This is a genomic window from Nostoc sp. JL33 (genome assembly GCF_017114985.1).
Taxonomy (GTDB): domain Bacteria; phylum Cyanobacteriota; class Cyanobacteriia; order Cyanobacteriales; family Nostocaceae; genus Nostoc.
Genome location: NZ_JABXKP010000104.1, coordinates 68,627 through 86,059 on the forward strand (window position 1 = coordinate 68,627; position 17,433 = coordinate 86,059).

18 protein-coding genes are annotated in these 17,433 nt (G+C 43.4%); 12 read left to right on the plus strand and 6 right to left on the minus strand.

What is annotated here, in order from left to right; genetic code table 11:
• Positions 1-332: 332 nt before the first annotated feature.
• The 3 genes from HWQ23_RS32325 to HWQ23_RS32335 all read left to right on the plus strand — a co-directional run bounded on the left by HWQ23_RS32325 (position 333) and on the right by HWQ23_RS32335 (position 2,160).
• Positions 333-1,268 carry a hypothetical protein gene (locus HWQ23_RS32325; protein ID WP_292837816.1) on the plus strand — a complete coding sequence of 312 codons (936 nt, stop codon included), beginning with the start codon at positions 333-335 and terminating at the stop codon, positions 1,266-1,268.
• A gap of 180 nt (positions 1,269-1,448) precedes the next feature.
• The gene (locus tag HWQ23_RS32330; RefSeq protein WP_292837996.1) at positions 1,449-1,589 is read left to right on the plus strand and encodes a hypothetical protein; all 141 of its coding nucleotides are present in this window, start codon (positions 1,449-1,451) and stop codon (positions 1,587-1,589) included.
• A 166-nt stretch (positions 1,590-1,755) separates the two neighbouring features.
• Positions 1,756-2,160 (plus strand): thiol-disulfide oxidoreductase DCC family protein, encoded by a 405-nt coding sequence (locus tag HWQ23_RS32335; protein WP_292837818.1) that lies wholly within the window; start codon positions 1,756-1,758, stop codon positions 2,158-2,160.
• Here HWQ23_RS32335 and HWQ23_RS32340 read toward each other — a convergent pair.
• Together HWQ23_RS32340 and HWQ23_RS32345 are read right to left on the minus strand one after the other, a co-directional pair.
• On the minus strand, positions 2,128-2,310 hold the full coding sequence (locus tag HWQ23_RS32340; RefSeq protein ID WP_292837820.1) for a hypothetical protein: 183 nt from the start codon (positions 2,308-2,310) through the stop codon (positions 2,128-2,130). The two genes, HWQ23_RS32335 and HWQ23_RS32340, sit on opposite strands and share 33 nt — an antisense overlap.
• Complete coding sequence (locus HWQ23_RS32345) at positions 2,310-2,456, minus strand: hypothetical protein (protein ID WP_292837822.1); 147 nt, start codon at positions 2,454-2,456, stop codon at positions 2,310-2,312. Before HWQ23_RS32345 ends, HWQ23_RS32340 begins: the two co-directional genes overlap by 1 nt.
• Positions 2,457-2,503: 47 nt before the next feature.
• On the opposite strand from HWQ23_RS32345, the gene treZ reads away from it, so the two are divergent.
• On the plus strand, positions 2,504-4,351 hold the full coding sequence (treZ, locus tag HWQ23_RS32350; RefSeq protein WP_292837984.1) for a malto-oligosyltrehalose trehalohydrolase: 1,848 nt from the start codon (positions 2,504-2,506) through the stop codon (positions 4,349-4,351).
• 56 nt (positions 4,352-4,407) lie between these two features.
• Here treZ and HWQ23_RS32355 read toward each other — a convergent pair whose 3' ends face one another.
• On the minus strand, positions 4,408-4,944 hold the full coding sequence (locus tag HWQ23_RS32355) for a ribosomal eL19 family protein (RefSeq protein ID WP_292837824.1): 537 nt from the start codon (positions 4,942-4,944) through the stop codon (positions 4,408-4,410).
• Between the two features lie 144 nt (positions 4,945-5,088).
• Between HWQ23_RS32355 and treY the strand changes: the two genes are divergently transcribed.
• From treY to HWQ23_RS32375, 4 genes are all read left to right on the plus strand, one after another.
• On the plus strand, positions 5,089-7,887 hold the full coding sequence (gene treY / locus HWQ23_RS32360; protein WP_292837826.1) for a malto-oligosyltrehalose synthase: 2,799 nt from the start codon (positions 5,089-5,091) through the stop codon (positions 7,885-7,887).
• Positions 7,888-7,995: 108 nt separating this feature from the next.
• Positions 7,996-9,513, plus strand: a complete 1,518-nt coding sequence (locus HWQ23_RS32365) for a trehalase family glycosidase (RefSeq protein WP_292837828.1) — start codon at positions 7,996-7,998, stop codon at positions 9,511-9,513.
• A 78-nt stretch (positions 9,514-9,591) separates the two neighbouring features.
• Positions 9,592-9,876 (plus strand): BrnT family toxin, encoded by a 285-nt coding sequence (locus HWQ23_RS32370; RefSeq protein ID WP_292837830.1) that lies wholly within the window; start codon positions 9,592-9,594, stop codon positions 9,874-9,876.
• Positions 9,851-10,102 (plus strand): BrnA antitoxin family protein, encoded by a 252-nt coding sequence (locus HWQ23_RS32375; RefSeq protein WP_292837832.1) that lies wholly within the window; start codon positions 9,851-9,853, stop codon positions 10,100-10,102. The genes HWQ23_RS32370 and HWQ23_RS32375 overlap by 26 nt, the downstream gene beginning before the upstream one ends.
• Positions 10,103-10,480: 378 nt before the next feature.
• On the opposite strand, the gene HWQ23_RS32380 is transcribed toward HWQ23_RS32375, so the two are convergent.
• Both HWQ23_RS32380 and HWQ23_RS32385 read right to left on the minus strand, forming a co-directional pair.
• Positions 10,481-10,609: a hypothetical protein gene (locus HWQ23_RS32380; protein WP_292837834.1), complete on the minus strand. Its 129-nt coding sequence runs from the start codon at positions 10,607-10,609 to the stop codon at positions 10,481-10,483.
• Positions 10,610-10,878: 269 nt separating this feature from the next.
• Entirely contained in the window at positions 10,879-11,031 is a 153-nt protein-coding gene (locus HWQ23_RS32385) for a hypothetical protein (RefSeq protein WP_292837836.1), read from the minus strand.
• A gap of 455 nt (positions 11,032-11,486) precedes the next feature.
• On the opposite strand from HWQ23_RS32385, the gene HWQ23_RS32390 reads away from it, so the two are divergent.
• The 4 genes from HWQ23_RS32390 (at position 11,487) to HWQ23_RS32405 (ending at position 16,182) form a co-directional block, all read left to right on the plus strand.
• Positions 11,487-12,905 (plus strand): nicotinate phosphoribosyltransferase, encoded by a 1,419-nt coding sequence (locus HWQ23_RS32390; protein WP_292837838.1) that lies wholly within the window; start codon positions 11,487-11,489, stop codon positions 12,903-12,905.
• A gap of 64 nt (positions 12,906-12,969) precedes the next feature.
• Positions 12,970-13,569, plus strand: a complete 600-nt coding sequence (locus tag HWQ23_RS32395; RefSeq protein ID WP_292837840.1) for a nicotinate-nucleotide adenylyltransferase — start codon at positions 12,970-12,972, stop codon at positions 13,567-13,569.
• Positions 13,530-14,276 (plus strand): NUDIX hydrolase, encoded by a 747-nt coding sequence (locus HWQ23_RS32400; RefSeq protein WP_292837842.1) that lies wholly within the window; start codon positions 13,530-13,532, stop codon positions 14,274-14,276. Before HWQ23_RS32395 ends, HWQ23_RS32400 begins: the two co-directional genes overlap by 40 nt.
• A 157-nt stretch (positions 14,277-14,433) precedes the next feature.
• On the plus strand, positions 14,434-16,182 hold the full coding sequence (locus tag HWQ23_RS32405) for an NAD+ synthase (RefSeq protein WP_292837844.1): 1,749 nt from the start codon (positions 14,434-14,436) through the stop codon (positions 16,180-16,182).
• Between the two features lie 296 nt (positions 16,183-16,478).
• On the opposite strand, the gene HWQ23_RS32410 is transcribed toward HWQ23_RS32405, so the two are convergent.
• On the minus strand, positions 16,479-17,105 hold the full coding sequence (locus HWQ23_RS32410) for a hypothetical protein (RefSeq protein ID WP_292837846.1): 627 nt from the start codon (positions 17,103-17,105) through the stop codon (positions 16,479-16,481).
• Positions 17,106-17,433: the final 328 nt, after the last annotated feature.

Below are 17,433 nucleotides of genomic sequence, written 5' to 3' on the forward strand. Positions count from 1 at the left end.
TAAAATAAAATTGTTTTTTCTCACATCTCTGTGTCTTGAAAAGTTGAGCTACTTGCTTGCAGGGTTCATCCTGTTGTGCAAAGTGGCGTTGTTACAGAGGGAAATCAACGCCACTTGACGACAGTTGCCTGAAGTCGGAAAACCCGCCGAATGCAGTAGCTACTACTGACAATCGCTATACCTCTGCGGTTTAAAAGTAATTTATTTAACCTTATTAGGCGCAGATAACACAGAAATAAGAGTTTAAAAAGGTATTTATTTACGCAACTTAAAAGGGCTAGTCCAACATAGTTCTTTGTCTGCACACTGCAAATATAAAGGAGACGACGATAGTGACTCAGAATAAGCAACAACCAGATAAGTATGACGAAAATACCGACCCAGATCAAGAGCAAACCGATGCTCAATCTTCAGGAGCAGGTATTGGTGCTGGTATAGCTGGCGCAGCGATTGGTGGTATAGTTGGTGGTCGAGTTGGAGGAGTATTTGGTGCGGTAGCGGGCGCCGTAGCGGGCGCTTTGGCTGGTAAGGGTACATCTGAAGCTGTTCACGAGACTGTAGAAGGTGTAGTAGACGCAGCAAAGAGTATAGCTGATACTGTTAGCCACACTGTAGAAGATGTCGGTGGAGTAGTCAAAGATACAGCCGTAGAGGTTAAGCCATCCGTAGTTGGTGTCATAGACGCAGTTAAGGATACAGTTGAGGAAACCAAGCCATCTGTAGTTGATGCAGTCAAGAGTGCAGCCCAAGAGGTAAAACCAGCGATCAAAAATGTAGCGGATGCAGTTAAGGAGACAGTTGAGGAAGTCAAGCCAACTGTCAAAGATGCAGCAAAAGATACAGCCAATGCAGTTAAGGGTGCAGCCCAAGAGGTAAAACCAGCTGTTAAAAATGTAGCGGATGCAGTTAAGGAAACAGTTGAGGAAGTCAAGCCAGCTGTCAAAGATGCAGCAAAAGATACAGCCAATGTAGTTAAGGGTGCAGCCCAAGAGGTAAAACCAGCTGTCAAAAATGTAGCGGACGCAGTTAAGGAGACAGTTGATGATGCCAAACCAGCTGTCAAAGATGCAGCAAAAGATACAGCCAATGCAGTTAAGGGTACAGCCCAAGAGGTGAAATCAGCTACTAATCAGAGTGCGGGGTTAGATGAACGCTTCGTTGCAGACAACAAGCCAGCGAAAACTGGAGATGTTGGCATAACAAAGAGTATTGAAACTGACTCAGCTAATTCAGTCCCAGTAGAGATTATTGATCGAACCACCCTGTAAACACTGACACACCACTAGCTTAAATAACTTTTGAAGGAATCATCGGTACAGCAACTGCGGCTTTGGGTGCTAATGCTGCCAAAAATCAAATGGTTTTTACATCTGAAGAAATTACCGCATCTGTGCGTCTAGCAAGATTTTGCTAAAATGTTTGACGATCCGCAAGCTTGATTTGAGGCTTTGCGCGATCGTCTTTCTTCTTTCGACCGTGATACTCTAGTTGTTGTCCTCAGTTCGCGTGAGGATATTTTCAAAGCGCAAGCTAACAAGATTATCGACCGAATTGAAGCTACACGGGATATTGCAGCATCTCCATTTTAATGACAAACTTCTTTACTTAATGGCGACATTTAAATAGCAGACAGCAGTCTGACAATTTTGAAAGCAAGTGGCTGAAGTAGCGATCGCCACGGTTTTCTAAGCTAGAATACCAAAGTTGTATTTAGACACATCTGACAAGTTAATTGCACTCACAGCCGTTATTTTTATGAATTACTACGTAATCTACGACGGGAATTGTAATCTCTGCGTTACCCTAGTGCAATCGCTAGAAACCTTAGACAAGGGGAACTTATTTCGCTACGCACCCATGCAAGATGAGCAGACACTTTTACAGTGGGGAATTACAGCCCAAGATTGTGAACAGGGGATGATTTTAATTGATGGCAACGAACCTCAAAGACATTGGCAAGGTAGTAACGCAGCAGAAGAGATTGGGCGGTTATTGCCAGCAGGAAGTATATTTGTAGACGCTTATCGAGCCTTACCGGGGATGAAGTGGGCAGGCGATCGCTTTTACGAACAAATCCGCGATAACCGTTACGCCATATTTGGCAAGCGTTCTAATACCTATCAATCTTCATACTGCGCGGATGGTAGCTGCAAGCCGTAGGGTAACTTTAAAATCTCGTTTCCAGCCAGAGAGCGCTGGAAATGCTCCTGATTGCGGCTTTGGCGTAAATTTGGAAGGCGGAGCCTTAGAGAGGGCATTCCCAGTCTGAGACTGGGAACGAGCAATACCACTTACAACTAAATTGGTCATTAGACAGAGTTTGTTTGAGTAGAAAATCCGCCTACAGGTGCTAGTAAAAAGTCTGGTAGACCAACCATTATGCTATCTGGCGTGTTTGTAAACATTCTGCAATCAATGACATTTGCGATCGCCACCGGAAAGGGCGGGTACGCCATCGCGCCACAATTCGACACAACAAACTGAACTGATGGGAGGATACTGCGTGAGAATTGGTGCTAACTACTTGGGTAACGGAGAGTGTGAATTTACAGTTTGGTCTCCGCTATTAGATAGCGTCACTGTACAAATTTTGACGCCAGAACAGCAGTTAATTCCGCTCAAGCCTCAGTCTGAGGGATACTGGCACACGAAAGTCAACGATGTGTATCCAGGTACGCTTTATCGGTATGTCTTAAATGGGCAAGACGCTTTTGCCGATCCGGCGTCGCAGTATCAACCTGAAGGGGTGCATGGGCCATCTCAAATTGTCGATCAACAGTTTGAGTGGACTGATGAAGCATGGGCTGGCATTCCTGTGGAGTCGATGATTTTCTACGAACTCCACGTTGGTACTTTCACGCCTGAAGGAACTTTCACCGCGATTATTGCCCGCTTACCAGAACTGAGGGAACTGGGAATTAACGCCATTGAAATCATGCCCATCTCCCAGTTTCCGGGAGATACCCATATTGAGGCAACTCTTGCATATCGCAACTGGGGTTATGACGGCGTTTATCCCTTTGCTGTCCAAAATTCCTACGGTAGCCCAGCCGAACTCAAGCAACTAGTAAATGCTTGCCACCAAAATAATATCGCTGTCGTGCTGGATGTGGTGTATAACCACTTTGGGCCAGAAGGCAACTATATGAGTCAGTTCGCACCCTACTTTACTAAAACCTATAAAACGCCGTGGGGGGAAGCGCTGAATTTTGACGATGCCCATAGTCAGGGTGTGCGAAACTATTTCATCGAAAATGCGCTTTACTGGTTGCGCGAATTCCACATTGATGCATTGCGTCTGGATGCGATTCAAGCAATTTACGACTTGGGAGCCAAGCATTTTCTCTGGGAACTAGCAGAAGCAGTTCATCATTTCTCACAACAAGGGCAAAAATGGAAACGCCATCTAATTGCCGAAAGTGACCTGAATAATCCCCAAATAATTCGTCCATTAGAATTGGGTGGATATGGTCTTGATGCCCAGTGGAGTGATGATTTTCACCATGCATTACACGCACTTTTAACAGGCGATCGCCAAGGATATTATCAAGATTTTGGGCAAACTGCTCAGTTGGCAAAAGCTTATGAAGATACTTTTGTCTACGATTGGAAGTATGCTCCACACCGTAAACGATATCATGGCGTATCTTGCCGCGATCGCCCTCTATCACAATTTACAGTCTGTATTCAGAATCACGATCAAATCGGCAATCAAATGAAAGGAGAACGCCTGACTCAGAAGCTCTCTTTTGAAGGATTAAAGTTAGCTGCTGGGGCTGTGCTGCTGTCGCCCAACTTACCCCTGTTATTCATGGGAGAGGAATACGGCGAAACAGCACCCTTCATTTACTTTGTCAGTCACTCCGATCCAGATTTAATTCAAGCAGTTCGAGCCGGACGCAAACAAGAGTTTGAAGCATTTCACTTCGCAGATGATCCCCCAGATCCCGAATCAGCAGAAACTTTTCTGCGTTCTAAACTCAATTGGGAATTACGCAATCAAGGACAGCACAAAGTTCTCTGGGATTGGTATCGCCAGTTAATTAATTTACGCAAGACGCATCCAGCACTTTTGAATCAAGACCGCAATTTCATCCAAGCGACTAGCGATGAAGACAAGAAGGTGGTCATCGTGCGTCGTTGGTGCGAATCGGGTGAACTAATATTTGTGATGAATTTCAATTCCTCTCCAGTGACAGTGACTCTGCCAATTGAGCATAATGTTGAGAAACTATTAGACTCAGCAGATACCTCATGGTCTGGGACTGGTTCTGAAGCAGCAGAATATCTGTCTGTCGGACAAGAATTGAGAGTAAAAGCTACCAGTTTGGTGCTGTATGAAGGGAGATGAGGGAGTTAACAATTCACGCATTCAACAATAAAGGAGATGAGGGGGAGAGGTAAAACTTAAAGTTTCTGGCTCAAAGGTGCAACTTTCAAGCTCAAAGGTGCAACTTTCAAGCTCAAAGGCTCAACCTTCATCCTCAGAGGTGCAACGTTCATCCTCAGAGGTGCAACGTTCATCCTCAGAGGTTCAACGTTCATCCTCAGAGGTTCAACGTTCAAGCTCAAAGGTGCAACGTTCAAGCTCAAAGGTGCAACGTTCAAGCTCAAAGGTTCAACTTTCAAGCTCAGAGGTGCAACGTTCAAGCTCAAAGGTGCAACTTTCAAGCTCAAAGGCTCAACCTTCATCCTCAGAGGTGCAACGTTCATCCTCAGAGGTGCAACGTTCATCCTCAGAGGTTCAACGTTCATCCTCAGAGGTTCAACGTTCAAGCTCAAAGGTGCAACGTTCAAGCTCAAAGGTGCAACGTTCAAGCTCAAAGGTTCAACTTTCAAGCTCAGAGGTGCAACGTTCAAGCTCAAAGGTGCAACTTTCAAGCTCAAAGGCTCAACCTTCATCCTCAGAGGTGCAACGTTCATCCTCAGAGGTGCAACGTTCATCCTCAGAGGTTCAACGTTTATGCTGAAAACCTCAAACTCCCTCATCCCCCACCCTGCGGGTTCGCGTAGCGTTCCGTAGGAAAGCTAAAGCTACATCCCCCTCATCCCCCACTCCCCACTCCCCACTCCCTACTCCAAAAAAATATGCGAATTCCCACCGCAACTTATCGAATTCAGTTTACACCTCAGTTTGGCTTTGAGAACGCTAAAGCGATCGCAGCTTATCTAGCAGATTTAGGTATTTCCGATTTGTATGCTTCCCCCATTTTCAAGGCACGATCCGGGAGTACGCACGGCTACGATATAGTAGATGCCACTCAACTAAACCCAGAACTGGGAACTAATGAGTCCTTTGATGCATTAGCTAGTGAAGTTCAATCCCTTGGTATGGGCTGGTTACAAGATATTGTGCCCAACCACATGGCCTATACCAGCGAAAACCTTTACTTAATGGACGTATTGGAACACGGCCCAGATTCCAGCTATACCGACTACTTCGACCTTTCTTGGAATGCTCCTTTTGGCGATCGCCAACAGCGAATCCTAGCGCCGCTACTGGGAGACTTCTACGGTGTATCCTTGGAAAACGGACACATTCAATTAGAATATGAAGAAAACGGTTTAACTGTAAACTATTACAGCTTGAAACTGCCCCTGCGGTTAGAGTCCTACACAAAATTTATCACTCATAATCTGGGCACACTCACGCGCACACTGGGGCGCAATCATCCCGATTTTATTAAGCTATTGGGGATTTTGTATATCCTCAAAAATGTGCCCTCAGAGGTGGCGGGAAAACAGCGAGAAGACCAAATCGCATTTGTTAAAGGATTGGTTTGGGAACTTTACAGCACAAACGATGCCATCCGCGAGTTCATTGACCAAAACATCAAAACTTTCAACGGAGAAGCGGGTAATTCAGATAGTTTTAACCTCCTAGATGACTTACTCAAAGACCAGTTTTACCGTCTCGCCTTCTGGAAAGTTGGGGCGGAGGAAATGAACTACCGTCGTTTCTTTACTGTCAATGAACTGATTTCCGTTAAAGTTGAAGAACTGCGGGTTTTTAATAATACCCACAGCCTAATTCAAAAGCTAGTTGAAGAGGGCAAATTTACAGGTTTACGCATTGACCATATTGATGGACTTTATAACCCAATCCAGTATCTCGAAAGACTGCGGGAAAAGACGGGTGATGTTTATATCACTGTTGAGAAGATTTTGGAACTCACCGAAGACCTACCGGGAAATTGGGCAATTGAAGGAACATCGGGATATGACTTTTTAAACTATGTAAATGGCGTATTTTGTCAAACGGAAAATCAATCACAGTTCGATAAAATCTACCATAACTTTATCGGTTCACGAGTAGATTATGCATCCGTCGTGAAGGAGAAAAAGCATCTGATACTGGAAAAGAATTTAGCAGGTGATATTGACAATCTGGCACTTTTATTAAAGAATGTTTCCAGCAAATATCGCTATGGTAATGATTTTACGCTGAATGGATTAAAAAGAGCGATCGCTGAAGTTTTGACACTGTTCCCGATTTACCGCACCTATATTACGCCAGATGGAATTGGGGATAGCGATCGCGCTACCATTGAGAAAGTAATTCACCAAGCCAAAGAACAATCGCCCTTGTTGCAGCACGAACTGACCTTTATTGAAAAGTTAATGTTGCTAGAGTTTGATAGTTCTCTGACTCAAACAGAACGCGAACAGTGGATATATTTTGTTTTACGAATGCAGCAATACAGCGGCCCGCTAATGGCGAAAGGCGTAGAAGACACCACATTATATGTTTACAATCGGTTGCTGTCGCTGAATGAAGTGGGGGGTAATCCCGGTCATTTTGGGATTTCAGTAAGCAAATTTCATGCCTTTAACCAACAGCACCAAGCAACCTGGCCTCACACAATGAACACCACCGCCACTCACGACACCAAACGCGGTGAAGATGTGCGGGCGAGGTTGAATGTCCTCTCAGAAATCCCAGAGGAGTGGGAACAGCAGGTAAATACTTGGGGCGGGATTAATGCAGGGCATCGTAGCGATCGCCACGGGTTCGCTATGCCCGATCGCAACGATGAGTATTTTCTCTATCAAACCTTGGTAGGGGCGTTTCCCTTTGCGGAACATGAACATGCATCCTTCGTGGAACGGGTGAAAGACTATATAATTAAGGCAATTCGAGAAGCAAAAGTGCATACAGCATGGTTGCGACCTGATAGCGAGTATGAACAAGCTTGTACCTCCTTTATCGAGAAAGTACTTGATCCTTCCATCTCCGGGGAATTTCTAGAAGCCTTTCGCCCGTTTCAACAGCGAATTGCAAACTATGGTATATTCAATTCCCTTTCGCAAACTCTACTAAAGATTAGCGCACCCGGCGTACCCGACTTTTACCAGGGAACAGAACTTTGGGAACTAAGCCTAGTCGATCCAGACAATCGCCGTCCCGTGGATTTTGAACAGCGACGTACTTACTTAAACGCCATCCGCGAGCAAGCAAAAACAAATATTCTCGAACTAATCCAGGAGTTACTGAAGCATAAAACTGACGGCAGAATTAAACTGTTTTTAACGGCTCAATTACTCCAAGCTAGAACAAACTATGTTTCATTATTCCAGGACGGCGACTATTTACCATTAGAAGTTCAGGGAACCTACGCCAATCACATTATCGCCTTTGCGCGGCGGGAGGCAAATCAAACAGCGATCGCGATCGCGCCTCGCTTTTTAACTAGCCTGATCCAGCCTGAAGATAATCCCTTGGGCGAGTCAGTTTGGCAAGATACACACCTGCAATTACCTCCTGGAAGTTCCCTCACCTGGAAAAACGTCCTAACTCAGCAACCCTTACAGACTACAGGAACATTATCTATCGCAGCCGCCCTCGCTGATTTTCCAGTTGCTCTGTTAGTTAGTACTGCTGAGTAAAAAAATAAATCTTTCTCACCCAGAGGCGCACAGAAAACCCCATAAAACCTCTGCGTTCCTCTGCGGTTTCCTTTGCGTTCCTTTGCGTCTAAAAAAATAATTGAAAATATGACCACTCCACCAACACTCACCACCGCGCAGATTGACGGCGTGCGGGCCCATATCAAAAAAACGTGGAAAACCTTAACGCGATCGCACGAACACTTATTACAATCTGCAAAGGATACCAAACTAGACCACAAAAGCGAGACTCCCTGGCTCGTCTACATTTCACCCTTAGAAGATTGTCCCAACATCCAGAGTGTCTTGGAGCGATCGCTATCTTCCAAGGATATGCAAAGAATTGAAATTCGCACTTTGCCCTCAGAAGTCGAAGCGATTAAAGAGCATGGGTTACTATACCTACCAGGCCCTTATGTCGTCCCAGGTGGCCGCTTTAACGAAATGTATGGCTGGGACAGCTACTTTATATTACTAGGACTTTTGCACGATGGAGAATTGGAGCTAGCGCAAAGCCAGGTAGACCAATTATTGTACCAGGTACAGAATTACGGCACTATCCTCAATGCCAACCGGACTTATATGCTGTCGCGATCGCAGCCCCCTGTCCTCAGCATGATGGTTTTGGCATTATTCCAGCACACCCAGGATGAAGAGTGGTTGAGATCAACCGTCCCGCTTTTAGAACAATTTTACTATTACTGGGTAGTACCGCCCCATTTGAATCCCGGAACCGGCTTATCGAGATTTTATGCCTTTGGGGAAGGCCCCGCGCCAGAAGTTGTGTTCTCCGAGCGGGATGAGGAGGGAAAAAGCCACTACGATCGCGTCAAGGAATATTACCAAACCTTTGAGGTTGAAGATTACGACGTTAATCTTTACTACAACCGAGAAAATGACGAATTAACCAACCTATTTTATAAGGGCGATCGCACCATGCGCGAGTCCGGTTTTGATATCACCAACCGATTTGGCCCCTTTAGTGCTGATATCCTCCATTATGCTCCTGTGTGCCTCAACAGTTTGCTGTATCAGGTAGAACAAGACATGGCAAACATTAACGCTATTTTGGGGCACGAAGAACTGGAACAACAATGGCGCGATCGCGCAGATATCCGCCGCGATCGGATCGATCAATTTCTCTGGAATGAAGAACGAGGACTCTATTTCGACTATCACTTCCAGAGTGGAAAACGCCGTTGCTACGAATTTGCTACCACCTTCTATCCTTTGTGGTTAGGAATTTCTTCTCCAGCCCAAGCCAAGCGCGTCGTGGAAAATCTCTCTTTGTTTGAAGCCCCAGGCGGAATTTTTACCAGTACTTATATCACCGGAAACCAGTGGGATGCTCCCTTCGGTTGGGCACCATTGACGTTCATTGCTGTCCAGGGACTTCACCGTTATGGGTTTCATACAGAAGGCGATCGCATTGCCAACAAGTTCCTGGCTATGGTAATTAAAGAATTCGAGCGTCACAACACCATAGTTGAGAAATATGATGTTGAACGCTGTTCTGCCAACGTTTCTGACGATATTTCCTTTGGATATAGTTCTAACGAAATTGGCTTCGGCTGGACAAATGGAGTTGTTCTGGAACTTTTAGCAGGCGGTGGGAAAAAAGTTTAAATAAAAAGGCGTGAGTTTTTTCATCACGCCTTTATCTTATTTATTACACTTGACTCTATATGGATTATGTATAGTTGAATGGAATTTGAATGGGACAAAAATAAAAACCAACAAAATATCCAGAAACATGGCATTAGTTTTGAAGAAGCTACAGAAATATTTAACGGTGTTGTTTTCACCTCAATTGATCAACGGTACGACTATGAAGAAATTCGAGAAATTAGTATTGGCTCAATCCAAGCTGTTGTAATTATTACCGTCGCTCATACAGACAGAAACGGCAAAATTCGATTAATCTCTGCCCGAAAAGCCACCCCCAAAGAAAGGAGAACCTACTATGAGTATCTCGCCCAATCGACTTAAAGAACTCCAAAATATCCCTGACACAGCGATTGATACTTCAGATATTCCTGAATTAGATCAGCAATTCTGGGAAACAGCCAAAATCGTAAAACCTGTTAGCCAACAAGCCACATTAATTCAACTAGATCAAGATATTCTGGATTGGTTTAAAAGCAAAGGAAAAGGCTACCAATCTCTAATTAACTCCGCTCTCCGCTCCTATATTGAGCATAATTCATCGCTATAACGCCTTACCTTACTGGCTCGTACCAAACCATGAGGAATAATCACAATGGTTCAATCAGCTCGAAAAATTATAACCGTTGATGAATTTCTTAGCTGCTACAGTCAGTGCGATCGCTTTGAGTAGTTTGTAAAATTCATATTTTTAATTGCAACTATAGCCCTATTTAATCATTTCTGAATAACGAGATCCCCGATTTTTCTAAGAAGTCGGGGATCTGACTCTGGCGATTTTCACACAAAATCGCCTTTTTTGTGGGAGAACAGTTTCAACAATGAAGTTGCAGACATAATTTTCTCCTTTGAAGCCGACAATCTTTAAAGGATGTACAAATTAGACTTTACAAACATTTTCTGAAGTTCATAACCCAATACAGTTCAGTTAAGCATTTCTTTCTTCTCTTTCTTCTCTTTCTTCTCTTTCTTCTCTTTCTTCTCTTTCTTCTCTTCCTTCGCGTCCTTCGCGTCCTTCGCGTCCTTCGCGGTTCGTTAAAAAAATTGATTTTGACAAAGAGTTAAGCCTTAACTGAACCGTATTGGTTCATAACCAAATTCTGTTTAAATTTATGGCTGAGAAATCAAGTTAAAAAAATTCCTAAAATTCATCTTATTAACTAAAGCCACAAATTTAAAGATAACCTCTGTAGAGACGTTGCATTACAACGTCTCTACAGCCCTATTTCCAAAACTAGAGCCGCTTACTACAAACCTTTAATTATTCACGCCCACTTACTTAGGACTCAAGTTTGATTATTTAAGTTAGATTCCGATATTCAGCACCTACAAATTATCATCTTTACGTTTGTCGTAAGGCTCACCTGTAAAAGGTTGTACGCCAATAGTAGGATAAGCATCATCATTAGGGCCAAAAATCCGCATTGCAGCTTCAGAAATATACTGGGTTATGTTCCCAATGATTTTGGAAATAGCCATAATATTAGACTCCTTATTTTCGAGCCGTTTTAATTGTGATACCTAATACTCTAATGCTGATATTCTTGATTAGCTCTAATTCTCAATATATTGAGATTATACTCAATGTTTATTCAGATAACTTCGCAATACTTTAGCTTTTCAAAAAGTCAAACTTTTTTCACTAATTCTAATTGTAACATAGTTATTTCTCCAACCCCAGTTGGGAAAAGAGCGAAGCAAAACAAACTTTCTTTGACAGGATATTGTTTCCCTTCATTAACCGCCTGATTCGATTAACACTATTGCTAGCTATTACTATTAAAAAACATTAAGTATTTTATAAAGCTAGTATTAACTTGCCGATAAATATACTGTTCTACGGCAATCTCAGAAAATATACTTGCCGGGAGTTGACATTATTTATGGTAAATACTACCATAAATAGCAGAAGCATCTTGTAAGGAAGCTCTTGCATGACAACTTTTTTGCCAGATTTGGACTATGTATATAAACAGCAAAGCCAACAGAACCAGGAATTAAACCTTTCTGCGGATGACTACAGCTTACTGACCGACCTTTACCAGTTGACGATGGCAGCTTGTTACACAGGCGAAGGTATAGAACAACGACGGGCAAGCTTTGAGTTAACTGTCAGACGATTGCCAGAGGGTTTTGGTTATTTAATTGCAATGGGGCTGACGCAGGCATTGGAATATTTAGCCAAATTCCGCTTTAATCCCTCACAAATTGCGGCATTACAGGCAACGGGAATTTTTGCTCAAGCAGGCGATCGCTTTTGGTCACTTTTAGCTGAGGGAAAGTTTACGGGTGATGTTTGGGCAGTACCAGAAGGGACAGCCGTATTTGCCAATCAACCACTGTTGCGGGTGGAAGCACCCCTTTGGCAAGCCCAACTAGTAGAAACTTACCTGCTGAATACGATTAATTACCAGACTTTGATTGCCACAAAAGCAGCACGGTTGCGTGATATCGCGGGGGAATCAGCAACACTTTTAGAATTTGGCACAAGACGAGCATTTAGTCCCCAAGGGTCTTTGTGGGCAGCGCGGGCGGCGTTGGCAGGTGGATTAGATTCCACTTCCAATGTGTTAGCAGCGCTACAACTAGGACAAAAGCCAAGTGGTACGATGGCACACGCCCTGGTGATGGCGTTGTCAGCAATAGAAGGCACTGAAGAACAAGCTTTTAGTGCATTTCATCGATATTTTCCGGGTGCGCCATTGCTGATTGATACTTACGATACCATTGCTGCTGCCCAGCGCTTGGCCGAAAAAGTCAATTCCGGGGAAATGCAATTAACGGGAGTGAGATTGGACTCAGGAGATTTAGTTACCTTATCAAAACAGGTGCGATCGCTCCTTCCCGGTGTGCCAATTTTTGTCAGTGGCGACTTGGATGAGTGGGAAATTGCCAGATTAAAAGCTGCTGGGGCCGAAATTGATGGTTACGGACTGGGAACGCGACTAGTTACAGGTTCGCCAGTAAATGGAGTTTATAAACTTGTAGACATTGATGGCATCCCAGTGATGAAGCAGTCTAGTGGTAAAGTTACTTATCCAGGACGCAAGCAGATTTTTCGCTCGTATACGGGAGGGAAGGTAAAAGCAGACAGGTTGGGACTCTTAGGTGAAATTCCTCAAGAAGAAGAACCTTTGTTGCAGTTGGTAGTGCAAGAAGGTGAACGGGTGCAGCCGTTGGAGTCGTTGGCAACAATTCGTCAGCGTACCGCCGCCTCAGTTGCGAGTTTGCCACAGGAGACAAGACGTTTGGATAATCCTGTCTCGGCGCAGGTGGAAATTTCTGCCGCGCTGCAAGAGTTGACGGAGGAGACTAAGAAACGAACCGCAGAGGCACAGAGAACACAGAGGTAAAATTACTCTTTCAGTATGTCTTAATTACGAATTACGAACTACGAACTACGAATTACGAATTACTATGAGAGTTGCTTTGTTTGGAACTAGTGCCGATCCACCAACTGCGGGACATGAGGCGATTCTGAATTGGTTGTCTGAGCGTTATGATTGGATAGCGGTTTGGGCAGCAGATAATCCATTTAAGTCCCATCAAACACCCTTGGAACATCGGGCGGCAATGTTGCGACTGTTGATTGCTGATATAGACGCACCACGGCACAATATTGCTTTGGAACAAGAATTGAGTAGCTTCAGAACACTGGAAACAGTGGAAAAAGCAAAGCTTGTTTGGGGTGAAGATGCTGAATTGACGTTGATTATTGGTTCAGATTTATTGAGTCAGCTGCCGCGTTGGTATCGCATTGAAGATTTGTTACAGCAAGTGCAACTACTGATCGTACCGCGACCGGGATATGCAATAGATGAATCTAGTTCAGAGGTAGTGCAAAAGCTGGGAGGGAAGATTGCGATCGCTAGTCTGACCGGTCTAGATGTTTCCTCAACAGCGTACCGCGAACATGGAGATTCTCAAGCCCTCACAGCCTCTGTAGTTGCCTATATTAATCGAGAGCATTTGTACGAATGCCAGGACGTTCACAAAAAAAGATACCAACTCCGCTAAACCAACAACCTTTGGCCGATTTCAAGGTTGGTGTTGATAATGTAATTTTTTCTGTAGATACTGCACAAAATCGGCTGTTAGTTCTATTAGTAATGCGACAGCAAGAACCATTTCTAAATCATTGGAGTCTTCCTGGTACTTTGGTACGTCCGGGAGAGTCTTTAGAAGATGCCGCCTATCGCATTATGGCAGAGAAAATTAAGGTCAACAATCTCTACTTAGAACAACTCTATACATTTGGCGGGCCGAATCGCGATCCACGGGAAGCAATTGATAGTTATGGTGTGCGTTATCTATCAGTTAGTTACTTTGCCCTAGTGCGATTTGAAGAAGCCGAATTAATTGCCGATCGCATGACTGGTATAGCTTGGTATCCAGTAAAACAAGTGCCGCAATTAGCTTTTGATCATAATGAAATTCTCGCCTATGGACATAGGCGGTTGCGAAATAAATTAGAGTATAGCCCGGTGGCTTTTGAAGTCTTACCGGAGATGTTCACCTTGAATGATTTATATCAGTTATACGCCACAGTTTTAGGTGATAACTTTTCCGATTATTCTAATTTTCGGGCGCGTCTACTCAAGTTAGGTTTTTTATGCGATACCGGAATTAAGGTATCACGGGGTGCTGGCCGTCCAGCTAGTTTGTATAAGTTTGACGCTGAAGCTTTTGCTCCCTTAAAAGATAAACCTTTGGTGTTTATTTAATGAACCGCTATATAGAGTTGAAAGTTAAAGCAATTAGTCTCTACTCAATACTCCTGTACAGACGCGATTAATCGCGTCTCTCCTGTACAGACGCGATTAATCGCGTCTCTACTCAATACTCCTATACAGACGCGATTAATCGCGTCTCTAACCAAAAATGAAGATTGCGATCGCTCAAATTAATCCGACAATTGGGGATTTGCTTTTAAATGCCCAAAAAATCCTAGAAGCGGCACAACGCGCAGCATCTACTGGTGCGCGTTTGTTGCTGACACCAGAACTTTCTTTGTGTGGCTATCCACCAAGAGATTTATTACTCAATCCTAGTTTTGTGGAAGCGATGGGCATCACTTTACAAAACTTGGCTCAGGATTTACCACCAAATTTAGCTGTGTTAGTAGGAACTGTTGAACAGAACCTCGAAGCCTCTATTACTGGCGGTAAAAGTTTATTTAACAGCATGGCTTTGTTAGAAGATGGCAAGGTAAAGCAAGTTTTTCACAAACGACTTTTGCCTACTTACGATGTATTTGACGAACGTCGCTATTTTGAACCAGGCTTGCAAGCCAATTATTTCACTTTAGATAATATCCATATTGGCGTAACTATTTGCGAAGATTTATGGAACGATGAGGAATTCTGGGGCAAACGTAGTTATGCAGTAAATCCGATTGCTGACTTAGCAATTTTGGGTGTAGATTTGATTGTAAATTTGTCTGCTTCCCCCTACACAGTCGGTAAGCAGCAGTTTCGCGAAACAATGCTTAAGCATAGCGCAATACGTTTTCAACAACCGATGATTTATGCTAATCAGGTTGGCGGAAATGATGACCTAATTTTTGATGGGCGGAGTTTTGCCTTGAATCGTCAAGGTGAAGTTATATGTCGTACCCGTGGTTTTGATACCGATTTAGTAGTAGTTGAATTTGACGAAGCGCAACGGGATTTTCAATTAGGTTCTGTAGCACCTGTCTATGAATCGGAAGATGAAGAAATTTGGCAAGCTTTGGTTTTGGGAGTGCGAGATTATGCTCGTAAGTGTCGCTTTTCTAAAGTAGTTTTGGGTTTAAGTGGTGGGATTGACTCTGCAATAGTAGCTGCGATCGCCACTGCTGCACTCGGAAAAGAAAATGTCCTCGGTGTTCTCATGCCTTCCCCTTATAGTTCCGAGCATTCTATCAGTGATGCTGTGGCATTAGCCGAAAATTTGGGGATTAAGACTAATCTTTTACCAATTGGGGAGTTAATGCAAGGCTTTGATCAAACTTTAGGTGATTTGTTTGCGGGTACAGAGTTTGGACTGGCTGAAGAGAATATCCAATCTCGGATTCGCGGTAATTTATTAATGGCGATCGCTAATAAATTTGGCTATCTCCTTTTATCTACCGGTAACAAATCAGAAATGGCAGTTGGTTACTGTACTCTCTACGGCGATATGAATGGCGGGTTAGCGGTAATTGCAGATGTTCCGAAAACCCGTGTGTATTCGCTTTGCCAATGGTTAAATCGCAATCATGAAATCATCCCGCAAAACGTCTTGACTAAACCACCCAGCGCTGAACTAAAACCAGGTCAAGTCGATCAAGACTCTCTACCACCCTACGAAATTTTGGACGATATTTTGCAACGCCTGATTCACAATCACCAATCAGCAGCGCAAATTGTTGCAGCCGGTCACGATCGGTTAATTGTAGACCGAGTAATCCAAATGGTAGCGCGGGCTGAATTTAAACGGCGACAAGCACCCCCCGGTTTAAAAATCACCGATCGCGCTTTTGGAACTGGTTGGCGAATGCCAATTGCTAGTAACTGGGTTGGTGTCAAAAACGCCTACCAAACTAAAAGCATAGCTACACCTACGTTAGTTTATTGGGATGGACAAGATGCCCATCCGCAAATCAAGTAGTACTTTGTCAAGGCAAACGGGGGCGTAGGAACACGGAGACAATTTCCCTCTTTTCCTCACCGAATTTCAGATTTTAGATTTTAAATTTTGGATTTAATATTATGTCCGCTTGATTACTTATTAAACCCGAAGAACCCCACCCCGCAGGCGGGGAGGGGAGACAAAGCACAGCTTTGGCGGGGTGGGGTTCTTTTCTTATGGGTAATTTGGCGGACATGATATAAGATTCAAAATTTAAAATCTTTTCGGGTTTGAAAGCAAGCGAATTCAAACACGAGAATAAATCTAAAATTGATTCACCCGATCGCCACGTCTTGTTGAATATTAAGATTTGCTTCCTTTATCAAAACTTTCAACAAAGCTGCTACACCAATTTGGGCAGAAACAGCATTACCATCCCATTTGCCATCTGCTACATACTTACCTTTGTTGTAGTTGTTAGTCCCTGACCACAGGTAAGGTGTGAGAACTTCTGGATGGTACTGTCTATAACCAACACCGTTGTATTTCTCTAGCTGCCAAAGCTGTGCTGGCAAACTCCAATCTTTTACTCGGTTGAATTCTTTCATTGTCAAAGCATCAATCGCGCTTTCTTCCCAAGTGTATCCTACCTCCCAGGCGTTGATGGGGTCAGCTAGCGGTCTGCCAGATGGTTCGTTGACAGTACGTTTTTTTAGCAAGTCGCCGTTGTGCAAATGTTTGCTGAAGTTAAGGGAACATTCCATATTATGGATGACTGCAATGAAGTACCAAGGCACATTAATTTTTTGCACTAATGCTTCGTAACGAAGGCGATTTGCACTGATTTTTGCAACTATATTTTGAGTACTGCTCAGTTTATCTGGTCTGATTTGGCAGCTATTCCAAAGCTTTTGATATTCTGGTTTTAAATCTTGAAGGCTGAGTAGTATTTTATTTGCCATTGTTATTAAACACCTAAGAATAACCTTGATCTTTCTAGTTATGACGAAACTAGCTCACCTTTCTATTTTTGAAAACTTTTTATACAAAAGTTAATTTTTTCAATATGTATCAGATTGAGAGAATTTGTTCTAAGCACCTTGTTCTACGCAACCTCACAGATCATCGGTATTAACCCAAGCATATTGCTCTACAAACAAGCTTGTTCTGGATTTATACCTTTGAAACATCCTACGTATTATTGCGTAAATAAATATGAGGTTCTGCAAATAAATACCTTTTTTATCCAGTATAAACTATGAATATTTTGGGTGCTGAATCATAAATTAA

What these genes read in the sequence shown, in the direction of transcription:
- HWQ23_RS32405 (WP_292837844.1), top strand. Translation starts at nt 14,434, where the DNA reads ATGAAGATTGCGATCGCTCAAATTAATCCGACAATTGGGGATTTGCTT.
- HWQ23_RS32355 (WP_292837824.1), bottom strand. Translation starts at nt 4,944, where the DNA reads ATGAACGTTGCACCTCTGAGGATGAACGTTGCACCTCTGAGGATGAAG.
- HWQ23_RS32410 (WP_292837846.1), bottom strand. Translation starts at nt 17,105, where the DNA reads ATGGCAAATAAAATACTACTCAGCCTTCAAGATTTAAAACCAGAATAT.
- HWQ23_RS32375 (WP_292837832.1), top strand. Translation starts at nt 9,851, where the DNA reads ATGAGTATCTCGCCCAATCGACTTAAAGAACTCCAAAATATCCCTGAC.
- treY (WP_292837826.1), top strand. Translation starts at nt 5,089, where the DNA reads ATGCGAATTCCCACCGCAACTTATCGAATTCAGTTTACACCTCAGTTT.
- HWQ23_RS32395 (WP_292837840.1), top strand. Translation starts at nt 12,970, where the DNA reads ATGAGAGTTGCTTTGTTTGGAACTAGTGCCGATCCACCAACTGCGGGA.
- HWQ23_RS32345 (WP_292837822.1), bottom strand. Translation starts at nt 2,456, where the DNA reads ATGGCGTACCCGCCCTTTCCGGTGGCGATCGCAAATGTCATTGATTGC.
- HWQ23_RS32385 (WP_292837836.1), bottom strand. Translation starts at nt 11,031, where the DNA reads ATGGCTATTTCCAAAATCATTGGGAACATAACCCAGTATATTTCTGAA.
- HWQ23_RS32365 (WP_292837828.1), top strand. Translation starts at nt 7,996, where the DNA reads ATGACCACTCCACCAACACTCACCACCGCGCAGATTGACGGCGTGCGG.
- HWQ23_RS32340 (WP_292837820.1), bottom strand. Translation starts at nt 2,310, where the DNA reads ATGACCAATTTAGTTGTAAGTGGTATTGCTCGTTCCCAGTCTCAGACT.
- HWQ23_RS32400 (WP_292837842.1), top strand. Translation starts at nt 13,530, where the DNA reads ATGCCAGGACGTTCACAAAAAAAGATACCAACTCCGCTAAACCAACAA.
- HWQ23_RS32390 (WP_292837838.1), top strand. Translation starts at nt 11,487, where the DNA reads ATGACAACTTTTTTGCCAGATTTGGACTATGTATATAAACAGCAAAGC.
- HWQ23_RS32370 (WP_292837830.1), top strand. Translation starts at nt 9,592, where the DNA reads ATGGAATTTGAATGGGACAAAAATAAAAACCAACAAAATATCCAGAAA.
- HWQ23_RS32335 (WP_292837818.1), top strand. Translation starts at nt 1,756, where the DNA reads ATGAATTACTACGTAATCTACGACGGGAATTGTAATCTCTGCGTTACC.